The 18,558-nt window shown below is 65.7% G+C and carries 18 protein-coding genes and 1 pseudogene; 7 read left to right on the top strand and 12 right to left on the bottom strand.

Annotated features, from left to right (window positions below; genetic code table 11):
- Positions 1-35: 35 nt before the first annotated feature.
- The gene (locus ACFQ36_RS05230) at positions 36-1,226 is read right to left on the bottom strand and encodes a GntR family transcriptional regulator (protein WP_377011324.1); all 1,191 of its coding nucleotides are present in this window, start codon (positions 1,224-1,226) and stop codon (positions 36-38) included.
- 496 nt (positions 1,227-1,722) lie between these two features.
- Between ACFQ36_RS05230 and ACFQ36_RS05225 the strand changes: the two genes are divergently transcribed.
- From ACFQ36_RS05225 to ACFQ36_RS05205, 5 genes are all read left to right on the top strand, one after another.
- On the top strand, positions 1,723-3,153 hold the full coding sequence (locus ACFQ36_RS05225; protein WP_377011321.1) for a flavin monoamine oxidase family protein: 1,431 nt from the start codon (positions 1,723-1,725) through the stop codon (positions 3,151-3,153).
- A 356-nt stretch (positions 3,154-3,509) separates the two neighbouring features.
- A complete protein-coding gene (locus ACFQ36_RS05220) occupies positions 3,510-4,301 on the top strand; it encodes an amino acid ABC transporter ATP-binding protein (protein WP_377011319.1) in 792 nt (263 codons plus the stop codon).
- Positions 4,302-4,308: 7 nt separating this feature from the next.
- Entirely contained in the window at positions 4,309-4,956 is a 648-nt protein-coding gene (locus ACFQ36_RS05215; RefSeq protein WP_377011317.1) for an amino acid ABC transporter permease, read from the top strand.
- Positions 4,956-5,618, top strand: a complete 663-nt coding sequence (locus ACFQ36_RS05210) for an amino acid ABC transporter permease (protein WP_377011315.1) — start codon at positions 4,956-4,958, stop codon at positions 5,616-5,618. Before ACFQ36_RS05215 ends, ACFQ36_RS05210 begins: the two co-directional genes overlap by 1 nt.
- A 61-nt stretch (positions 5,619-5,679) precedes the next feature.
- A complete protein-coding gene (locus tag ACFQ36_RS05205) occupies positions 5,680-6,543 on the top strand; it encodes a substrate-binding periplasmic protein (RefSeq protein WP_377011313.1) in 864 nt (287 codons plus the stop codon).
- Positions 6,544-6,891: 348 nt separating this feature from the next.
- Here ACFQ36_RS05205 and ACFQ36_RS05200 read toward each other — a convergent pair.
- From ACFQ36_RS05200 to ACFQ36_RS05170, 7 genes and pseudogenes are all read right to left on the bottom strand, one after another.
- Positions 6,892-7,241 (bottom strand): annotated as a pseudogene (locus ACFQ36_RS05200) (universal stress protein).
- 242 nt (positions 7,242-7,483) lie between these two features.
- Positions 7,484-7,885: a hypothetical protein gene (locus tag ACFQ36_RS05195; protein ID WP_377011311.1), complete on the bottom strand. Its 402-nt coding sequence runs from the start codon at positions 7,883-7,885 to the stop codon at positions 7,484-7,486.
- 331 nt (positions 7,886-8,216) lie between these two features.
- The gene (locus tag ACFQ36_RS05190; protein ID WP_377011309.1) at positions 8,217-9,554 is read right to left on the bottom strand and encodes an MFS transporter; all 1,338 of its coding nucleotides are present in this window, start codon (positions 9,552-9,554) and stop codon (positions 8,217-8,219) included.
- Between the two features lie 245 nt (positions 9,555-9,799).
- A complete protein-coding gene (locus tag ACFQ36_RS05185) occupies positions 9,800-11,293 on the bottom strand; it encodes an aldehyde dehydrogenase family protein (protein WP_377011307.1) in 1,494 nt (497 codons plus the stop codon).
- 4 nt (positions 11,294-11,297) lie between these two features.
- On the bottom strand, positions 11,298-12,191 hold the full coding sequence (gene dapA, locus ACFQ36_RS05180) for a 4-hydroxy-tetrahydrodipicolinate synthase (protein WP_377011305.1): 894 nt from the start codon (positions 12,189-12,191) through the stop codon (positions 11,298-11,300).
- Between the two features lie 42 nt (positions 12,192-12,233).
- Complete coding sequence (locus tag ACFQ36_RS05175; protein WP_377011303.1) at positions 12,234-13,619, bottom strand: protoporphyrinogen/coproporphyrinogen oxidase; 1,386 nt, start codon at positions 13,617-13,619, stop codon at positions 12,234-12,236.
- Positions 13,620-13,670: 51 nt separating this feature from the next.
- Entirely contained in the window at positions 13,671-13,964 is a 294-nt protein-coding gene (locus ACFQ36_RS05170) for a hypothetical protein (RefSeq protein ID WP_377011302.1), read from the bottom strand.
- A gap of 288 nt (positions 13,965-14,252) precedes the next feature.
- Here ACFQ36_RS05170 and ACFQ36_RS05165 point away from each other — a divergent pair, with 288 nt between their 5' ends.
- On the top strand, positions 14,253-14,933 hold the full coding sequence (locus ACFQ36_RS05165) for a GntR family transcriptional regulator (RefSeq protein WP_377011300.1): 681 nt from the start codon (positions 14,253-14,255) through the stop codon (positions 14,931-14,933).
- 319 nt (positions 14,934-15,252) lie between these two features.
- Here the strand turns inward: ACFQ36_RS05165 and ACFQ36_RS05160 are convergent, their stop codons facing one another.
- Positions 15,253-15,879, bottom strand: coding sequence for an MFS transporter (locus ACFQ36_RS05160; protein WP_377011298.1), 627 nt, complete (start codon positions 15,877-15,879; stop codon positions 15,253-15,255).
- On the opposite strand from ACFQ36_RS05160, the gene ACFQ36_RS05155 reads away from it, so the two are divergent.
- The gene (locus ACFQ36_RS05155; RefSeq protein ID WP_377011296.1) at positions 15,869-16,168 is read left to right on the top strand and encodes a hypothetical protein; all 300 of its coding nucleotides are present in this window, start codon (positions 15,869-15,871) and stop codon (positions 16,166-16,168) included. The genes ACFQ36_RS05160 and ACFQ36_RS05155 overlap by 11 nt on opposite strands.
- A gap of 237 nt (positions 16,169-16,405) precedes the next feature.
- Here ACFQ36_RS05155 and ACFQ36_RS05150 read toward each other — a convergent pair whose 3' ends face one another.
- The 3 genes from ACFQ36_RS05150 to ACFQ36_RS05140 all read right to left on the bottom strand — a co-directional run.
- Positions 16,406-17,572, bottom strand: coding sequence for a flagellar hook protein FlgE (locus ACFQ36_RS05150; RefSeq protein ID WP_377011294.1), 1,167 nt, complete (start codon positions 17,570-17,572; stop codon positions 16,406-16,408).
- 41 nt (positions 17,573-17,613) lie between these two features.
- Positions 17,614-18,036: a flagellar hook capping FlgD N-terminal domain-containing protein gene (locus tag ACFQ36_RS05145; protein ID WP_377011292.1), complete on the bottom strand. Its 423-nt coding sequence runs from the start codon at positions 18,034-18,036 to the stop codon at positions 17,614-17,616.
- A 17-nt stretch (positions 18,037-18,053) separates the two neighbouring features.
- Positions 18,054-18,558, bottom strand: a 505-nt coding sequence (locus ACFQ36_RS05140) for a flagellar hook-length control protein FliK (RefSeq protein WP_377011290.1), incomplete at its 5' end; no start/stop codon positions are given.

Here is an 18,558-nt window from a genome sequence, read left to right as displayed (position 1 = left end):
TCGCCCGCGCTGTCCAGGCCTTGCCGGACACACCATCAGTTGAATAACGGCCGAGCGGAGTGGCTGTTGAGCAGATTGATTTGTTCAACCATGTAGCGGGCACCTTCATCGATCTTGGCCTGCCAGGTTCGCGCAGCCCGGTCCTTGTCATTTGCGTTGACGGCCTCGAATATTGCCGTGTCCTGTTCCACAATGCGGTCGGGAGGGTAGGCATAGCGGATTCCGATCACGGAGATGAACATCAGGGTTTGTTTCGTTAGGGATTCCAGCATGGGAGGTATCCGGGCCAGGCCGGATGCTTGGAACAGGGCGTTTTGGAATGCCAAATCTGCCTGTTGTGCGCCGGCGATGTCCTGACGCTCGGCGCAGCGCCGGATTTCCTCAAGCAGGCGGGCCACGGACGCCCGGCCGGCCGGAGTCCAACGACTTGCAGGGCGAACAGCCATGGTGCCGAGTGCGCGCCTGGCGGCATACGTTTCGACTACATCGGTCACCGCAGGCAAGCGCACGACCACTGCGCTTTCTGTTGCCGCGGTGACCAGGCCTTCGTCCGCGAGCAGCCGCAGTGCCTGGCGGATGCGTCCTCTGCTGCTTCCCAGAAGCTGGGCGAGCGTTCGGTCCGAGATCTCATCATCGTTGGTGAACATTCCCTGTGCCAGTCCCTGCCGAATGGCCATGACGATGTCATCGGCCAGGGCACGTTGAGGTGCAGGGCGACGGCTTGGATTCCCGCCGGGGGCGGATACCTTACCCAAGGGTAGTTCGCCGAGCTTCACAACCCAGGAGAACGGTTCGCTGCCGAACGGTGTGCTGGTCTGATACCAGTGGCGGAGCCGCCCTTCCAGATCAGCCAGGCGTTCGGCGTTTGCCGCCGCTGGTAATCGGCACAGGGCGGAAAGCAGCCCCTGCCACTGTCTGCTGTCCGAGCAGGCTAACGAGACTGAAGCGGCCTGGGGGACGGGCATGTGGCCGGAAGCCACGATCGCGAGCTCAGGATAGGGATGGCCGATCCCGTCAATGGCGTGCCAAAAGTCCTCGATAGCGGCTGTTGTGCCGTCGCCGTTCATCTCTTCCCTGACGAGGTCGGCACCCAGAACGGCCCGCAGGCGGCGCCGGGTTCGCGCAGGGGCCGGCACATCGGGCTGGCGCAGCTGGGATCGTGCCGTTGCCGGGCTGAGTACTACGCAGGATCCCGACGGCACGATCAGCATGCCGGCAAGGTTCATGGCTTTCCGGGCCAGGACGGAATCAAGCTTCGCGGATACTTCCGACTCGATGGCGTCGTCGCGCCATGTGCGGGCTACGAGTGACTGACTGACGCCTAATGCGTCTGCGATGGACCGGCTGGACCATTTCGGCGACGACATCCACAGCGGAGCCGTCAGTACGGCTCGACGGTACTCCGCCCGCGCCGCGGATCGCGGCCTTTGCGGTATGCGCTCCATCCGCAAAGTGTGACATGACGCCACCACCTGACTCAAAAACTCAAAATTTTATTAACGTGTTCCGTCGAGCTTCCATCAACCTAGACGAGGGCTGATGATGAGACGGCAGTCACGCGGTGTCGGGCGATATGCAGATACCTTCAACGGCGAAGTCGGCGTGACTTGGGGCGGATTCCAACCTATGTAAATGAGGCGTCCGCAGAACCGGTCAAAGCGCTGTGACGCCGCGGATGGCCGTGCGTGCCGCCCGCAGCCACACCATCAGAAAGAGGGAAAAATGTACGATGTCGCAATTGTCGGTGGAGGACCGGCCGGACTGGCGGCCGCTTATCATCTCGAGCGTGGCGGACTGTCGGCCATCGTGCTGGAGGAAACCGATCGGCTGGGCGGACGGGCTCTGACTGTGGACGTGCAGGGTCAGCCGGTAAATCTGGGTGCGATGTTTGTCTACAGCGGAACGGCCTCCCATGATCTGGCCCTGGACCTTGGGGTGCCCCTGGTTCCGTTCGAGCCGGCGAGCTTCGGCATCCACGTCAACGGTGAGACTGTCGTGGCCAAAGACAACTCGCAACTGGTCGCGAACCTGCCCCTGCCGCAGACGTCGAAGGACGCGCTGCTCGGCTTTATCGAGCGGGCAAGCCGTGAATACTTCAACAACACTGTGGACGGGCAGCTGCGTCCGGCATCGAAGGAGTACGGGGAGACATCGGCACAGGCTCAGCTGGATGGCCTTCCGGCGGATGTGCAGGAGATTCTGGAGGCTGGGATCCGTGGAGGCTCAGTCGCACGACCTTCGGAGCTTAGTGCGACCTATGCTCTGCGTTATTTCGCCAGTTACCTCACCCACGAGAAGAACAACCGGATGTTTGCCAGCAACGGAATGGAATCAATTCCCGCTGCGCTGGCCCGGAACCTGGTCACTACGGAAGTGCGGACACGCTGCTCGGTCAGGTCCGTCCGCCAGGACGCAGCGGGAAACTGGGAGATCACTGCTGCCGCAGCCGGCGACACGGCAATGTCAGCTGAACAGCAGCAGGGCGAACCCTCCCTCGATGTTCGCGCCCGACATGTGATCATGGCCGTCCCGGCCCCCCGGATCGCAGAGATTGCGGAGTTGCCGGACTGGAAGAAGCAGGCACTGGAAAAGGTCCAGACTCCGGGATCTACGGTGCTGGGTGTTGTGGCGGACGTGCGTAACGCCGAAATCCCCGCCATTGCTGGAACTCCCTCCCCCGTGCAGTTGGGCTATGACGATTGGTCATTCGTGGTCACACCCGGACGTCCGTTCGACGCCGTCATCAATCCGCTACCCGGGCGGGGAGACGGCATAGCTCAGTTCGTCTGCTACGGCAACAGTTCCGGATACCTGCCCGGTGCCAACCAGGCCGATTCCGGAGTGCTGGAACAGTGGCTTGAGGAGTTCCTGGCAGTGGCGCCAGGTCTGCGGCATCGGATCATCGGGGCGCGAATCCGATCCTGGCGCCACTGCTTCTCGCTGCTTACGCCGGAGCGAAATGCCGCCCTGCCGCTGATCCGGAAACCGGTCGCTGGGTCGATGCACTTCGCAGGGGACTATTCCTCGGAAACTGCAGGAACCCACGGCGCATATGCCGAAGCACAGCGGGTAGTCGAGGAGATCCTGGCACACGCATCAGAAGCTTTCGGAGCCCGCCAAACAGCAGACGCATTCGTTGAACCGATCCAGTAAGCAGGGCAGACGAATGTCGGCGCCGCTTTATGGCGGCAATGGAAGGGGCCGGACCGCCGGTCACCGAGCGGCGCACGCGCCCCTGTTCCGGCTCCTCACGCCAGCAGCCGCCGCTCCGCTTCCGACCTGACCAACGCAACCTTGAGGTCCAAGACGTGACCGACGTTGGCCTGGGTATTTTTGATCAAAGATCTAGACAATTCCCCACCCTCTGGATAAAGTGACGTAGGGCACACGCCGTGAAACTAGCCACGGCCTGTGCCAACACTGAGCACGTCGCGCGGGCCCTGCAGAGTACGGCGCCGCTAGCAGACAGATCTCAGAGTTAAGGCATCCGCAACTTGAAGGAAACGAAAATGGGCTTAAGTTTTGGCACTAAAGCTCCCCCGCTCGCGCTCTCCGGGGACGTCACGGTCGCCGGACTCGGCAAGAGTTACGGTGCGAGCCGCGTGTTGTCGGATGTGAATCTGGCGATGAACGAGGGCGAAGTGGTCTCGGTCATCGGGCCCTCCGGGGCGGGCAAGAGCACCTTCCTGCGGTGCCTGAACTACCTGGAAACCCCCACGGAGGGCGAGATCTCCATCGGCGGCGCCCGTGTTGTTGCCGGCGGGAAGCTGCCGGACAAGGCGAGCCTGGACCACCTGAGGCGCGTGACCGGGATGGTCTTCCAAAGCTTCAACCTGTTCCCGCACCTGACCGTGATGGAGAACATCACCCTGCCCCAGCGGAAGGTGCTGGGGGCGAGCAGGGAGCAGGCTGAAGAGGTCGCGGAGAAGCTGCTCAGGCGCGTTGGGCTTCCCGACAAGGCCAGGGCGTATCCGGCCCGCCTCTCGGGAGGGCAGCAGCAGCGCATTGCCATCGCCCGGGCCCTGGCACTGTCGCCGAAGGTCATGCTCTTCGACGAGCCGACCTCGGCCCTGGATCCCGAGATCGGCCTGGAGGTCCTGGCCGTCATGCGCGACCTGGCGGACGAGGGCATGACCATGCTCGTGGTCACGCACGAGATGCACTTCGCGCGGGACGTCTCGGACCGCATCATGGTGATGGGCAACGGCGGCGTGCTGGAGATCGGCCCGAGCGAGCAGGTGATGTCGGAGCCGCGGAACGAACGCACCCGGCAGTTCCTCAAGGCCGTGCTGGACCGGTGAGGCGGCGATGATGACCCAACTCCTGCCCGCAATCGCCCAGGGCGTCGGCCTTACGCTCTACGTCACGGGCGCCTCGCTGCTGTTCGGCGGCCTCATCGGCCTGGTCCTGGTCGGCGCCGTCCGCTCGCCCGTCGCGTTCGTCCGGGGCATCGCCACCCTGTACATCAATGTGGTCCGGGTCATCCCGCCGATCACCTGGCTGTTCCTGATCTACTTCGGCCTGCCCCAGTTCGCGCTGCGGCTCACGACCATCCAGGCCGCGATCATCGGCTTTTCGGTTATTGCCTCGGCGTTCATGGCCGAGATCTACCGCTCGGGACTGCTGAGCATCCCCGAGGGCCAGCGCGAAGCCGCCCACGCGCTCGGGCTGGGCACTGTCACCACCGTCGGGCACATCATTACCCCGCAGGCGTTCCGGGTCGCACTCCCCGCGATCGCCACCTACGGCATCGGGCTGCTGAAGGACTCCGCCCTGGCCTCCACGATCGGGGTGCATGAGATTACCTACTATGCCCAGCAGGGCGCGAAGCAGACCCACGAGGGCCTGCAGGCGTTCATCGTTGCCGGGGTGCTCTACATCGTCATCAGCCTCGTGGTGGCCCTCGTCTCCCGGCGGGTCGATCTCAGGCTGCGCCGGAAGATCGGAGTGGCGTGATGGACATGCTCACCCAGTGGCTTGGATGGCTGCCGGACCTTGCCCCGGGACTGCTGGTCAGCCTCCGGCTGACCGGACTCGCGCTGCTCTTCGGCTTCCCGCTCGGCCTGCTGTTCGCCGTGATGGCGGCGGCGAAACCGGCACCCCTGCAGTGGATCTCGTTCCTGTTCGTGGAGGTCGGGCGGGGACTGCCGGCCCTGGTGCTGCTGTACCTGCTGTACTTCAGCCTCCCCGATGCCGGCATCACCCTGACCTCGCTGACCACGGCGGTCATCGCGCTGACCTGGAACACCGGCGCCTACGCCTCGGAGTACTTCCGCGCCGGACTGGCCGCGGTACCGCTGGGGCAGAAGGAAGCGGCCCTCACCTCCGGGCTGCGCGGCTGGACCGGGTTCCGGATCATCATCCTGCCCCAGGCACTGCGGATCTCCACCCCGCCCCTGGCCGGCCTCGCCGTCCTGGTCTTCCAGGGCAGTGCACTGGCCTTCGTGATCGCCGTGCCCGAACTGATGTCCAAGGCCTTCGAGATCGGAGCCATCACGTTCGAATACCTGAGCGTCTACCTGCTCACCGCAGTGATGTACGGATCCCTCACGCTCGTTTTCCTCGGCCTCGTCCGGGTGCTGGAACGGCGCCTCGGCCGCCACCTGCAACGCAGCTGAACCCCCGCTCCACCCATCCCGGGGCAATCCGCCCACCACCCCAGCACAGAAGGAAAAAACCATGTCACCAACTCCCCGTACACTCGTGCGCGCGCTTTCCGCCGGCACCGCCGCCGGCCTGCTCGCCATCTCCCTCAGCGCCTGCGGCGGCAGCGGAACCAGTGGCGTCGCATCCGACTGCAAGCCCGCACATGAACTCGAGACGCTGACTCCTGGCGAGCTCACCGTCGCAAGCTACGACTATGCACCCGCCACGATCCTGAACGGCGGCAGCCTCACCGGCGCCGAAGGTGACCTGATCAACGAGATCGCCAAACTCGAATGCCTCAAGGTCACGGTCAATTCCTCGGGCGGCGCGGGAGCGGTCATCTCCTCCGTGCAGTCAAAACGCGCTGACATCGGCTCGGGCAACTGGCTGCGCACCAAGGAACGGGCAAAGATCGTCCACATGAGCACGCCGCTGTGGAGCGATCCGCAGGCGGTCGTCTCGACGAAGGGCCTGACCAGCGACGACCTTGAGGGCCAAGTGGTCGGCTCGGTCGCCGGCAACCTCTGGAACGACAGCATGCAGAAGTGGCTCGGAGACAACTTCAAGGTCTATCAGGACGACGAGTCCATCTACGGAGACCTCAAAGCGGGCCGCATCGATGCCCTCGTGGCATCCGCCGCCTCCGCCAACTACCGATTCAAGGACGCCCCCATCGAGGGCGCCACGGTGAAAAACGTTAACCCGAACCCGCATGTCCCCCAGTTCGCTGCCGTGGGCCAGGTGATGTTACCCTCCAGCCTCGACAACGACACGCTCGGCAAGGCGCTGGACGAGGACATCAAGAAGCTCCGGGAAAACGGCACCATCAAGAAGATCCTCGAAAAGTACGGGGTCGACCCCGCCGCCGGCGAGCCGGGCGCACCCAGCGAGCTCTGATCGCAGCGTCTCCGCATTGGGGCGACGCCGGATGTCCTATCCGGCGTCGCCCCGGTGGTGCTCGACGGGTGCCGGAGGGTGCCCTTCCTATTGCAAGGCCACCAGATGCCAGCACCTGCCCTTGGAGACGTGCGCCTCGTCTTGGCGATGATTGGCAGCACATGTTCGTCTGGCTAACCTACGGTTGAACGCTACCTGCAGTGATTGCGGGGGGGTCGAGACGGCTTGGGCAACCTTCGGCAGCGTCTTCAGGTCCGCCCGGCCGCTGGAGGTCTTCGAGGTCAAGTACCTTCTTTACAAGGTCAGGGTGAAGTGCAGGCAGCCAGGCAAAAGAGCGGCCCTTATTCTTCACTGGAAATACGCGACGCTGTTGGCCACGCGGCCCAGGACCCGTCCAATCCCCTGCATTCTGCGGTTGCCGACAACGATAAACCGGCCACTTTGCATATCGCTTCCCTGATAAGGGCATCGGCCGGCATGCCGGATGCTGCAGCGTAGGTGATCTGGATGTCACTGCCCAAGGTGTCTGCAACGGTCCGGGCAACGTGTTCAGCCCTGTCAGCATCCGACATGTGCCATTTGTCACTACCGCCGCCGAATAGCGCCGAACGGCCACCGTCGAAGGCCGATACCACGCGGAGGGCCGAGCCAAGTGCTGTGGCAAGGTCTCTCGCAGCCTCCGCCGGCTCCACGGTCATGGCCCGTCGAAACACGGCCAGACCGGGGCAGCCAGCCCCGGCAGCTACGTTGCCCCATCTTCTGCGGGCAGCGGAAGCCTCTGGCCGGAAATGTCCGAAGTCAGCAGACTGCTGGAACAGTCTGCCCGCGGAATCCAGTTTTTGGATGGTACCGCCGTCCAAGCGGCGGCTTCAATTTCTGCCGGGAAGCCTGAGTGCGGGCATACGTTTCTCTATCACATGATCACATGGCTTGGCGGAACTCAGTTTGCTGACCTTGATGAGTCCCTGGATCGGTGAAGTGGACCCTGCCCCTCAACATCGCGGCGTGCGGAACCAGTAGGCACCTCAACAACAGCGAGCTGACCGGCTGTGTCAGGGACGCCAGGGAATTGAACGTGCGGGGCATCAACAGTTGGCGTGGGCCGGCGCGCCGAACGCATGCGAAGAAGCGCAATGGCGGAAATGAGGAACCATGCGATGTTTGTGGCAACTGATGGCCACGCTTCGTGAAATGCGCCATTGACGATAAAGGCACAAGCGCCGAGGAGATTTGCCGTCTGAAAGGCCCTGCCGGCCTTCAACCAATTCATGGAGACAGCAAGGTAGGCACCGAGTATGGCGGCAGCACCTGCCCAGCCAGCGATTTCCCACAGCAGTTCCATGGTGTCCTTTCAGGTATTGCCCGGCCGTCAGCGTCGGCTGGCGTCTTGTTGCTGGGTTAGGACTTTGTTTTCCGTCGACGTCCTCGCCGAACGGATCCGGGCATCACGGGAGCAGGCGTTTGGCGAGACCCGTCCCTGGGCGAGGACTTCAGTCAATGTCATCCTGGGTAGAGCGCGGATGCAGCCATGCGGTAGGTGATGAACGCCATGCTGCCTCCTTCAAATTGTGCCTGAAGCGCTCAGTCTGTCACCGGACGGGCGTCCGGCGCCAGACTGAGCGCTCGTGGATGAACCGCAACGGGCGAAGCGTTCACCGAAGGGTAATGCGTCGTTAGTGCGCGTACCCGGCGGCCGCTTCGGTGAGCGATTTGCCCTTGGTCTCCGGGGCGAGCCACTGGGACAGCCCGGCACCGGCAAGGGCGACACCGGCGGCGATCAGCATGGTCGGACCGGATCCGAGGCTCTCCATCGACATCGGCAGCAGGAAGATGCCAATGCCCGCCCCGACCCGGCTGACTGCGGCCGCGAAACCGGTGCCGATCCCCCGGATCTCGGTCGGGAGGACCTCTCCCGGGTAGACGTTCGTCAACGTGTTGTACCCGGCATTGAAGAACGAAAAGACCAGGAAGAGGATGAGCACGACAGGCGCCGGCGCGCCGGCCCACAGTCCGATGACCGCCAGGACGACGCCGCACAGCCACTGCGGCGGGACGGTCAGTACCCGGCGCCCGGCCTTGTCGATCAGCAGGAACGTGATGATGACCCCGGCCAGGGCAACGGCGGACAGCCCGACCCCGCCGGCCAGTCCGCCGGCGAGCCCGTACTGCTGCAGCACACTGTCGGCGAAGGTGGCGATCGCGAAGTACGGTGTCACGGCGCAGAACCAGAACCCGGAGATGAACAGCGTGGAGCGCCAGTACTGCCTGGCGAACAGCATCCCGAAGCTGCCCTTGCGGACGTCCTCGTGCCGGAGGTCGTCGAGAGCGTCGTCGGGCATGTACTTTGCGGCGAGGGCGCGGGCCTCGTCCTTGCGGCCCACGCTCCACAACCAGCGCGGGGACTCCGGCATGCCGAGCCGGGCCAGGAACAGCGCCACCGCGAGGAAGGTGCTGGTCCCCAGGATGAAGTGCCAGCTGAGGCCGGTGTACTCATTGAGCAGATGGCCGGTCAGGAACGCGATCATGAAGCCGCCGTACCAGGCGATCCCCATTGCGGCCATGAGTCGCCCCCGCAGATGGGTGGGTGAGAACTCGGCCATCAGGGGCCAGCCGACCGCGTACTCGGTGCCGATGGCGATGCCCATCAGCAGCCGCACCACGATGAGCCACACCGGTGAGTCGATGAAGAACTGCATGCCCGACGCGATGGCGAACAGGCCGATGTCGAACATGAAAATCGGCTTGCGGCCCCACCTGTCGGCGGCCACCCCGCCCAGAGGCGAACCGATCAGGATGCCGACCAGGGCGGCCGCGGCGATCAGACCCTCCCAAAACGCAGTGAGCTGCAGGTCCTGGGCCATCGTCCCGGCCACCGGTCCGATGATGCCGAGGACGTAGCCGTCCAAGACCATGCCGCCGATCAGGACGGTGACCATTCTGATCAGGAAGCGTCGTTTGCTTGCCGCTGAGCCCATGCCCGGCTGGGCGGTCGGGTTCTTTGTGGATGACATGGGTCACTCCTGGCAGGTTGGGATGGACGAGGTGGTTTTTGCCTTGTCCGCGACGTTGGGAAGCTGGGATTCGGGCACTTTTGACCTCCCGGTCATGAGGCGGCACCGCGGGCGTAACGAGGGGGTGGCGGCGTGGGAGGAGGCTCCGGATCCGCCAAGTGTGAGGGCGGTCTATCCGGGACGACCGGTCCTGACCATGAGGTCAGGACCGGTTCGGCGGTACAGACGCTAGACCGGGGCCAACCTCACCCGTGGTTGTACATCACGTGTTTGGTGCGGGAGAAGTCCTCCAGGGCATAGAGGGAGAGGTCCCGGCCGTAGCCGGAGCCCTTGAAGCCGCCCCAGGGCATTTCGCTGGCAATGACCAGGTGCGAATTGACCCAGACCGTGCCGAAGTCGAGCCGGCGGGGCACGGAGAGCGAGCGGGCAGCGTTCGTGGTCCACACCGAGGCCGCAAGCCCGTAAACGGTTTCGTTGGCCCGCGTGACGGCCTCGTCATCGGTGCTGAAGGTCTCCACCGATACGACCGGGCCGAAGATCTCCGTGCTCGTGATCGCGGCGCCGGCGGGCACATCGGTCACGACCGTGGGTTCGATGAAGTAGCCCGGTCCCTCAAGGGCGTTGCCGCCGACGGCGATCGTCAGGCCGTCCTTGCGGATGTCCTCCAGCGCGGCCAGGACCCTCCGGTAGTGGGCCCCGGAGATCATGGAACCGATTTCGACGTCGTCGCCGGCGCCGGGAGCGCCGACGGAGATCTCGCCCACCTCCCGGACCAGCAGTTCGGTGAACTTCTCTGCGACCGATTCATGAACGAGGACGCGGCACGCCGCGCCGCATTCCTGCCCGCCGTTCCAGAACCCGCCCGCGCGCACGCCCTTGGCGGCGGCTTCCAGATCGGCATCCTCGAAGACGACGACGGGTGCCTTGCCGCCCAGTTCCAGGTGCACGCGCTTGACGGTCGAGGCCGCGTTCGCGGCGACCTTCCGGCCGCTGCCCACGCTTCCGGTGATCGCGACGAGATCGACGTCCGGGTGCTCCGACAGCCGGTTTCCCACCACGGACCCGGAGCCGGTGACGATGTTCAGGACACCGGCCGGAACCTCGGCGGCGATGAGTTCGGCCAGCTTGAGGGTGGTCAGCGGCGTCTGCTCCGAGGGCTTGAGCACCATGGTGTTGCCGGCGCCCAGGACCGGGGCGATCTTCCACACGGCCATCAACAGCGGGTAGTTCCAGGGAGTGATCACGCCCACGACCCCGACCGGTTCGCGGAAGATTACCGAGGTGTGGTTTTCTGCGTAGTCGTCCGCACCGAGCGCGGTAAAGGCACGGGCAGCCCCGGCCGAAAACCTGAAGGTGTCGATCGCACTCGAGAGATCGTCTTCGGCAACGGCGGCAGGTTTGCCGGTGTTGGCGGATTCGAGGGTTTCGAGCAGTCCGCGGTTGGCCTCAATGATGTCGGCGATGCGCAGAAGGACCGCCGAACGCTCCTTGGGAGTCTTCGCTGCCCAGTCCGCCTTGGCCGCCACGGCAGCCGCCACGGCCGCATCGACGTCCTCGACGGAACCGGCGGGCACCTGCATGAGGATTTCCTCGGTGGCCGGATTCTCCACGTCGATGGTGGAAGTCGAACCCGGGGCAACGAACTCCCCGCCGATGAACTGGCCGAAAGGAGGAAGGGAGGGAGCGGGTGCCTCTGCCGCCCGGCGGACCGTGAACACTGCTGTTTTGGTTGTAGTCATGGCGCTAGCCCACCTTTACGTTGAGGGCGGACAGGGCCTGCCGGATCCGGGCCTGGTCCTCGGCGTTGAGGTCGGCCGTGGGGCGCCGCGGGGAACCGGCCGGAAGTCCCTGCAGGGAGAGGCCGGCCTTGACGGCCGGGATGAACGGTACGGAGAGCAGCGCATCGATGACCGGGTAGAGCTGCTTCCACAGCTCGCGGGCACCGGTCAGGTTGCCTTCGGCGATCAACCGGCTGACGGCAACGATTTCGTCGGGTACGACGTTGGCGGTGCCGGCCATCACGCCGGCCGCGCCCTCCACCAGGGCGCTGTAGAGGTAGACGTCCCATCCGATGAAGGTGCCGATGACATCCGCGTGGTGGTGGATCAGCTGCAGCGCCTGTTCCCAGTTCGCGCTGGAGTCCTTGATGTACCGGATGTTGTCCACCTCTTCGGCCAGGGCACGGACCGTGGCCGGGTCCAGGTTGACTCCCGTGACGGCCGGGATGTTGTAGAGCATGACCGGAAGGTCGACGGACCGGGCGACGTCCTTGATGTATGCGACCGTTTCCTCGAGGGTGAGCGGCTCGTAGTAGGGCGTGATCAGCATCAGCACGTCCGCCCCCGACTTCTCGGCCGCCTGGGACAGGCGGATGGCTTCGGCGGTGGAGGTGGCTCCGGTGTTGGCGATCACCGGTACGCGGCCGTTGGCCTGCTTGATGACCGTGTCGATGAGCAGCAGGCGCTCCTCGGAGGACAAGGCACCGACCTCGCCCGTCGAGCCTGCGGCCACGACGCCATCGACGCCGGCGTCGATGGAGCGGTCGACGATCCGCCGCAGGGTGTCGATGTCGATGCTTTCGTCCTGGTTAAAGGGGGTGGACAGTGCGGTTAGTACGCCGCGGAGGTCGTTGGACATGAATGGTTCCTCTTCTTCAGTACGGTTGTGGGAAACGGTGGTTCAGGCGACGATCGAGAGGCCGGAATGAGGCGGTGCCTGGCGGTGGGTGGCCAGCAGGCTGGCTGCTTCCTGTGCTGCCGAGAACCCGGAGGTGATCGAGCTTTCGGTGTAGAGGGTTCCGAGGAAGTCGCCGGCCAGGAACACGCGGTCCGTTCCCCGCATGAGCGTCGACTGGAGCTTGGCCCGGCCGGGGAAGCAGTACGGGGAGGCGACCTTCCACCGGTCCGTTTGGGCCTCGACGACGCTGTCGGCGAATCCGTGGCCAAGGACCTGGTCGAGGTCGGCCAGGTGGGTCCGGATGACTTCCTCGTCGCTCTTGTCCAGCAGTGCGCGCCCGAGGCTGGCCGGCGAGAACGTCATGAAGCTGCCGCCGGGCTTGCGCACCGACTCGGTTCCACGCACGATGCTGGCCTGGTTCAGCGCGATCGCGAACGAGCGCTTCGGCGCCGCGATGGCATAGATGTCATCCCAAGGCCGTGCCGACGTCTCGTTGGTCAGGAAGGCCGTGCTGACGTGCGGGCCGTACTTGATCTGGCTGAGTGCATCGCGCAGGTCCTGGGGAAGGTCCACGCCAATTCTGTGCGACACATCGGCGGTAGTCGCGAGGACAACGGCGCGGGCCTCTACTTCGCGGTCGACGCCGCCTTGGCTGTATCGGACGACGACGGAGTCCTTCTTGTGCACGACCTCCTGCACGGTGGCGCCAAGCTCGATACGGTCGCCGAGGGAGACCGCGATCGACTCGGTCAGGGTGGACGGGCCGCCGACAATGCCGCGGCTCAGGCCCTGGCCGAACCCCAGGACCAGGCTGAAGTACCCGATCCCGGCACCGGCGGAAATCTCGTTCATGTCACCGGCCGAACGGGTGACTGTGGTCTTGAACAGTGCGGCTGCATCCTCTGAGAGGTTGCCGATGAAGTCCAGGAACGATCTGTCATTCTCGAAGTCATAGATGCGCTGCTGGCGCATTGCACCGGACTCCCCCGCGCGCTTCCGCACGACCCTCGTGTACTTGGCCACCCCGCGAACGACCTTCATACCGGCCCGCACAGTATCGATGCGGGACGAAAGGGACATCGGGATGCGCAACGGGTACGTGGCGATGTGCCCCTTGCGAATAAACTTGCCGTTCATGGACAGGGCCTGGAGGGATCCCGGGATTTCAACGGCCGTCACGCCGACCTCGTTGAGCAAGGCATCGGTGGACGACCCCGGACCGGCGAAAACATGCCCTCCCCAGTTCAACCAGTAGGCCCCCCGGCGCTCGGAGCGGATCCGCCCGCCGACACGCCCCTCCGATTCCAGCAGAAGCGTGTCCCAGTGGCGCAGGCGCCATCCGGCCGAAAGACCGGCGAGTCCAGCACCGACGATGACTACATCTTTCATGTGTTCGAACTTTCCTTCTCGATGGATGTGAGGTGCCAGGCAGCCGTGGGATTACCAGGAGGCCTTGAGCAGGGCGGCCAGCCTGGGGGCGTCGAATTCGGCAGCTCTGCACGTAATTCCGGCTACGTCTGCCGTATGGACCAGCTTTCGCGAATTCAGCTCCGAATACCGGATCCAGAGAACGTCGCCGGCGGCCGAGACCTGGTCGACCGCTCCCGCCTGCCGGTGGCCGGAGAACTCTTCGATCAGGATGCGGTCATCAGGACGCAGGGCTCTCCGGTCCAGGACATGGACTTCTTCCAGGAAACTATCGTCGGCTAAAGTCGGGGCTCCGCAGGGAGTCATGAGCTGCTTCTTCCTTAGTGATGTCAGAGCGTGTGGAAGCTTTTACGGGGATATCGGCTTAGCACTGATGCCTGCGCGAGGTCGGGTCGGCACCCGTGGTCTTGGCAAGCGCCGGGACCGCTGTTTATGTGATGTCGACCATACTATTATTCGATCAAAGATCAAACAAGCGGTTTGCATAGATTTTTTTCCTGAACCGTCCGCCAGGGGTTGAGCACTTCCGCATCCCAAAGGTGGATCCGGACCCGTATGCTCCTGCAGTCCGGGGCGCCCCGATATATTTGATCTATGCCGATTTCCAAGAGAGCCGCGCCGTCGCTGCTGACCGACCAGGTCTATGCCACCATCCACGAGGCGATCCTCAACGGGGACCTGCCTGCCGGATCCCGGCTGACGGTCCGGGAGCTCGCAGAGCAGGTGGGAACCAGCCCCATGCCGGTGCGCGAGGCAATCCGCCGCCTGGAGGAAGCAGGACTGGTCGAACGCGAACCCCACAAGGGGGCGGTGGTGAAGAACCTTACGCTCGAGGAGCTCGTCCACGTCTACAACATTCGCCGCCTGCTGGAGACCGAGGCCGCCCGCCTGGGCAGCCAAAGGATTACTTCGGCGGACTGCGACAGGATGCAGGCCGAATACGAGCTGATGCGCACCGCGATCGCCGAAGGCCGCGTGATCGCCCTCCTCGACCACGACGAGGCGATGCTGACGATTCTGTACAACGCCTCCGGCAACCCGCTCCTCATCCAGATGATCCGCACCCTGTGGCAGCAGTGCCGGGCCTACAAGATCGTGGGGGCCCAAGGCAGCCTGGACACCGGGAATGACGACTCGCTCTGGCGGTACCAGCAGGACCTGATCACTGCCGCCCGGAACCACGACGCCGCCGGCGCCGCGTCGGTAAACGAGGCCTCGCTGCAGGACGCAACCAGCCGTATCAAGGCACGGCTGGCCGCCCAGGAAGACAGCTAGAAGTCCGGCCCTGCAGCTCCGGCAGCCACCGCCGTGCGGAGAAATGCTCCGGCGCCGAAAGCAGGCCTGGCAAGCACACGTCCAACGGGCAGCACGCATTCGCGCCAGCCTCGCATCAGCCTCGCTCGAGGATAAGTCCGTACCTGCTCAGCAGTGCGTCCAGCGGCAGGAAATGGGTCTGCGTCGAGTATCGGAACCGCCCATGGCCCTCCGCGTCTTTGTGGAGTAGCGACGGCATACAAGCGCCAGGGCCGCAGGCTCGCGCCGGGGAACCGGGAATAGCCGATCCGGGTAGTGATGCGGCGGCGGCCGGGACGAATCAGACGACCTCGCGGGCCGGGGCCGGCTCCGGGAGGGCTTCCTTCTCGCCGCCGGCATGGGCCAGGGTCACGCCCCTGGTCTCCTCCGCCATGAGCAGGCACAGGAGGAAGCCGGCGGCCGTGACGACGCCGGCGAGGACCATGGTCGGGCCGATGCCCCACGCATCCTGCGCGAAGGGGAGCCCGAAGGTGCCCAGGGCGGCGCCGATGCGGCTGGCGGCGGTGGTGATGCCGACGGCGCTGGCTCGTACATTGGTCGGGAACAGCTCGCTCGGGTAGGCCCACTCGAGGATGCTCGGGCCGCCGGAGAACAGCGCGTAGGCGCAGAAGCATGCCACCATGACGCCGACCGGGGCCGAGGGAACGAAGCCCAGGATGAACAGCGGGATGGCCATCAGGGCGAAGCACCAGATGATGAGCGGCCGCCGGCCCCAGGTCTCGGTGAACCGGCCGTTCGGGCCGATATGCCAGGCGGCGAGCAGTTCCGGGATCTGGGGCGGTTCCAGCGGGGGTGCCGGCGGCGCTGGCGGCGGGAACGCCGCGGCCCTCGCGCATCGAGGTGACCGGGCCGCGGAAGGTGGACACGACGTCGAGGGTGAACGGCAGGGCTGTGCCGTGCGTTTCATGGAGCCATTCGTAGAACTGCTTGATCGCGGTCCGGTCGCGCTGCCAGGTCGTCCCGGAGACGCGGGTGGGGGCATCGACGGTGCGGTCATTGACGTAGTCGATGATGTGTTTTCTCCGCGCACCGCCCAGGCTGGTGTTGTGTTTCAGGAGAAACGCGGCGAACCGCTGCAGGCACTCGGTGTGGGATCCGGCGGTCTGCGTGCCGCCGGTGCGGGCGTGGACCTCGGCCAGCCAGGCGGTGGCGTCGGGTTCGACCAGGCCGTCCACGGTGAGCACACGGAGAGTTGACGGCCGGGATGTCCAGCGGGGGCACGCCAAGTTCCTGCTCGATGACGGAGGCGTCCCATCCGCCGCCGTATTCGATCCGCGCCCCCTGCATCAATCCCCCTGGTCCGGTACTTCCATCAAAGCCTGGAGGACACGGACAGCACCTCTTCCACATGGAGACACCCCTGTCCCGGCCTTGTGCCGGAAACAGGGGTGTCTTGGGACTGTTGTAGGAGACCGGGTCTGGTTTCCGGAGACTTAGCGCTTGAGGTTGGTCAGCTCCTGCAGGACCTCGTCCGAGGTGGTGATGATGCGCGCGTTGGCCTGGAAGCCGCGCTGGGCCACGATCAGGTTGGTGAACTCCTGGGACAGGTCCACATTGGACATTTCCAGCGAACCGCCGGAGAGCGTGCCCATCCCGGCCGTGCCGGCGGTGCCGACCTCGACGGCGCCGGAGTTGGCGGTGCCGCGGTACGACGACGAGCCGGCCTTCTCCAGGCCGCCGGGATTGGTGAAGGTGGCCAGGGCCACCCGGCCGACCACGGCCTGCGCGCCGTTGCTGAACGAGCCCATGAGCGTGCCGTCCGGGGACATGCTGAAGGACTCGAGCGTGCCGGCGGCCCGGCCGTCCTGGCTGCCGAAGGCCACGGTGGTCATGCCGGCGTAGCCGGTCAGGGCCGAGACGTCCACCGGGATGCCGCCGGCCGTGATCGAGGGTGCGGAAGTCCGCTGGCCCTGCGGATCGAAGGCCGCCGTGCCCACCGCCGTGCCGGCTGCGTCCTGGATGTCCCATCCGCCGGCGGTCTTCTCGAAGGTCAGGGACAGCGTGCTCTTCCGGCCCACGCCGTCGTAGATTTCGATGTCCCGGACCAGCCGGGTTCCGGGGGCCGCGTCGGAGGGCAGGTTGCCGCCGACCGTGGCGGAGCCGGTCGGGACTGCGGGGGAAAGCGTGTTCGGCGACAGGGTGATGTCCGCGACCGCGCCGCCCACCGGAATCTGGCCGTTGACCGCCATCCAGCCCTGCAGGATCGCCCCGTCCGGGCTGACCAGGTGGCCGTTGGCGTCGAGCTCGAACGCGCCGGCGCGGGTGTAGAGCCGTTCGCCGCCCTTGCCGGTGACGAAGAAGCCATCGCCGGAGATCATCATGTCCGTGGCCCGGCCGGTGGCTTGGGCCGAGCCCTGGGCGAAGTTGGTGGAGATCCCGGCGACCTGGACGCCCAGGCCGATCTGTGCCGGGTTGGTGCCGCCGGCCTCGGCCTGGGCCCCGCCGGCGCCCTTGGTCAGCTGGGACAGGGTGTCCTGGAACTGGGTGGCCGAGGCCTTGAAGCCGGTGGTGTTGACGTTGGCGATGTTGTTGCCGGTCACGTCGAGCATGGTCTGGTGGGAGCGGAGACCGGAAATTCCGGAGTACAGCGAACGGAGCATTGTGGGTGCCTTTCGGGTCGGACGGATGGTTGCTTGGAAAGTCAGGAGCCGGCAGCGCCGACGCCGGTGAGGGCATCGAGGACGATCTCCTGGCCGCCGATGGTCACGGTCGGCACGGTGCCGGTGTAGGAGACGGCGCTGACCGTGCCCGTAACGGCGTTGCCGTCCGCGTCCACGTAGCTGGCGGTCCGGCCGAGCAGGGCCGCGGCCGCGGTGCGCATCTGCAGCGCGAAGTTTTCCTGGTTGGTCCTGGTCAGGTCCGTCATCTGCTCCATCATGGCCAGCTGCGTGGTCTGGGAGATCATCTGGTTGGTGTCCATCGGTGAGCTGGGGTCCTGGTTGCGCAGCTGGGTGACCAGCAGGGACATGAACACCTCGCCGTCCATGGTCTGTTTCGGCGTGCGGACGGCGGCGGTGGTGTACAGGCCGGCGCCGGGGGCGGATGTTACCGGGTCTACGGGCACAGCTGGGTTCCTCTTCTCTAGGCCATCACGTCGATGGTGGACGCGCTTGCGGACGGCCGGGGCCGCACCGTATCTGCTGCCGGCAGCCGGGCATTGTCCGGGGCCGTTCCGGCGGGGCGGGTCTCGGGCCGGCCGGCATTGCCGCCCCCGGACCCGGGCTGTCCCCCGGCCTCCGGGGCGACGCCGCCGCGCTGGTCCCCCGGCCGGTCCTGCGAAGACAGGTCCAGGGTGGTGTGCAGGCCCTGGCCGGCCAGGTCCCGGCGCAGTTCCGGCAGGATGCCGCGCAGTGCCTCGCGCCCGGCATCGCCGGGTGCGAACAGCTCCACCCGGAGGTGCTCACCCGAGACGTGGGCGCGGACCGTGACCGGCCCCAGGTTCTCGGGGGCGACGTTGATGGTCAGCACATGCTCGCCCGGCGCGGCGTTGGCCAGGGAAAAGAGCGGCCGGGCGATCGGGGCGCCGAAGGGGACGGCGGCGTTCGGGTGCGCCGGTGCGGCCGCGGCCGGAGCTGCGGCCGGAGCT

Origin of the sequence: Arthrobacter sp. GCM10027362 (genome assembly GCF_042679445.1) — a bacterium.
GTDB lineage: Bacteria > Actinomycetota > Actinomycetes > Actinomycetales > Micrococcaceae > Crystallibacter.
The sequence above is the reverse complement of the archived record's forward strand: the minus strand, read 5'-3'. Positions and strand labels throughout refer to the sequence as shown.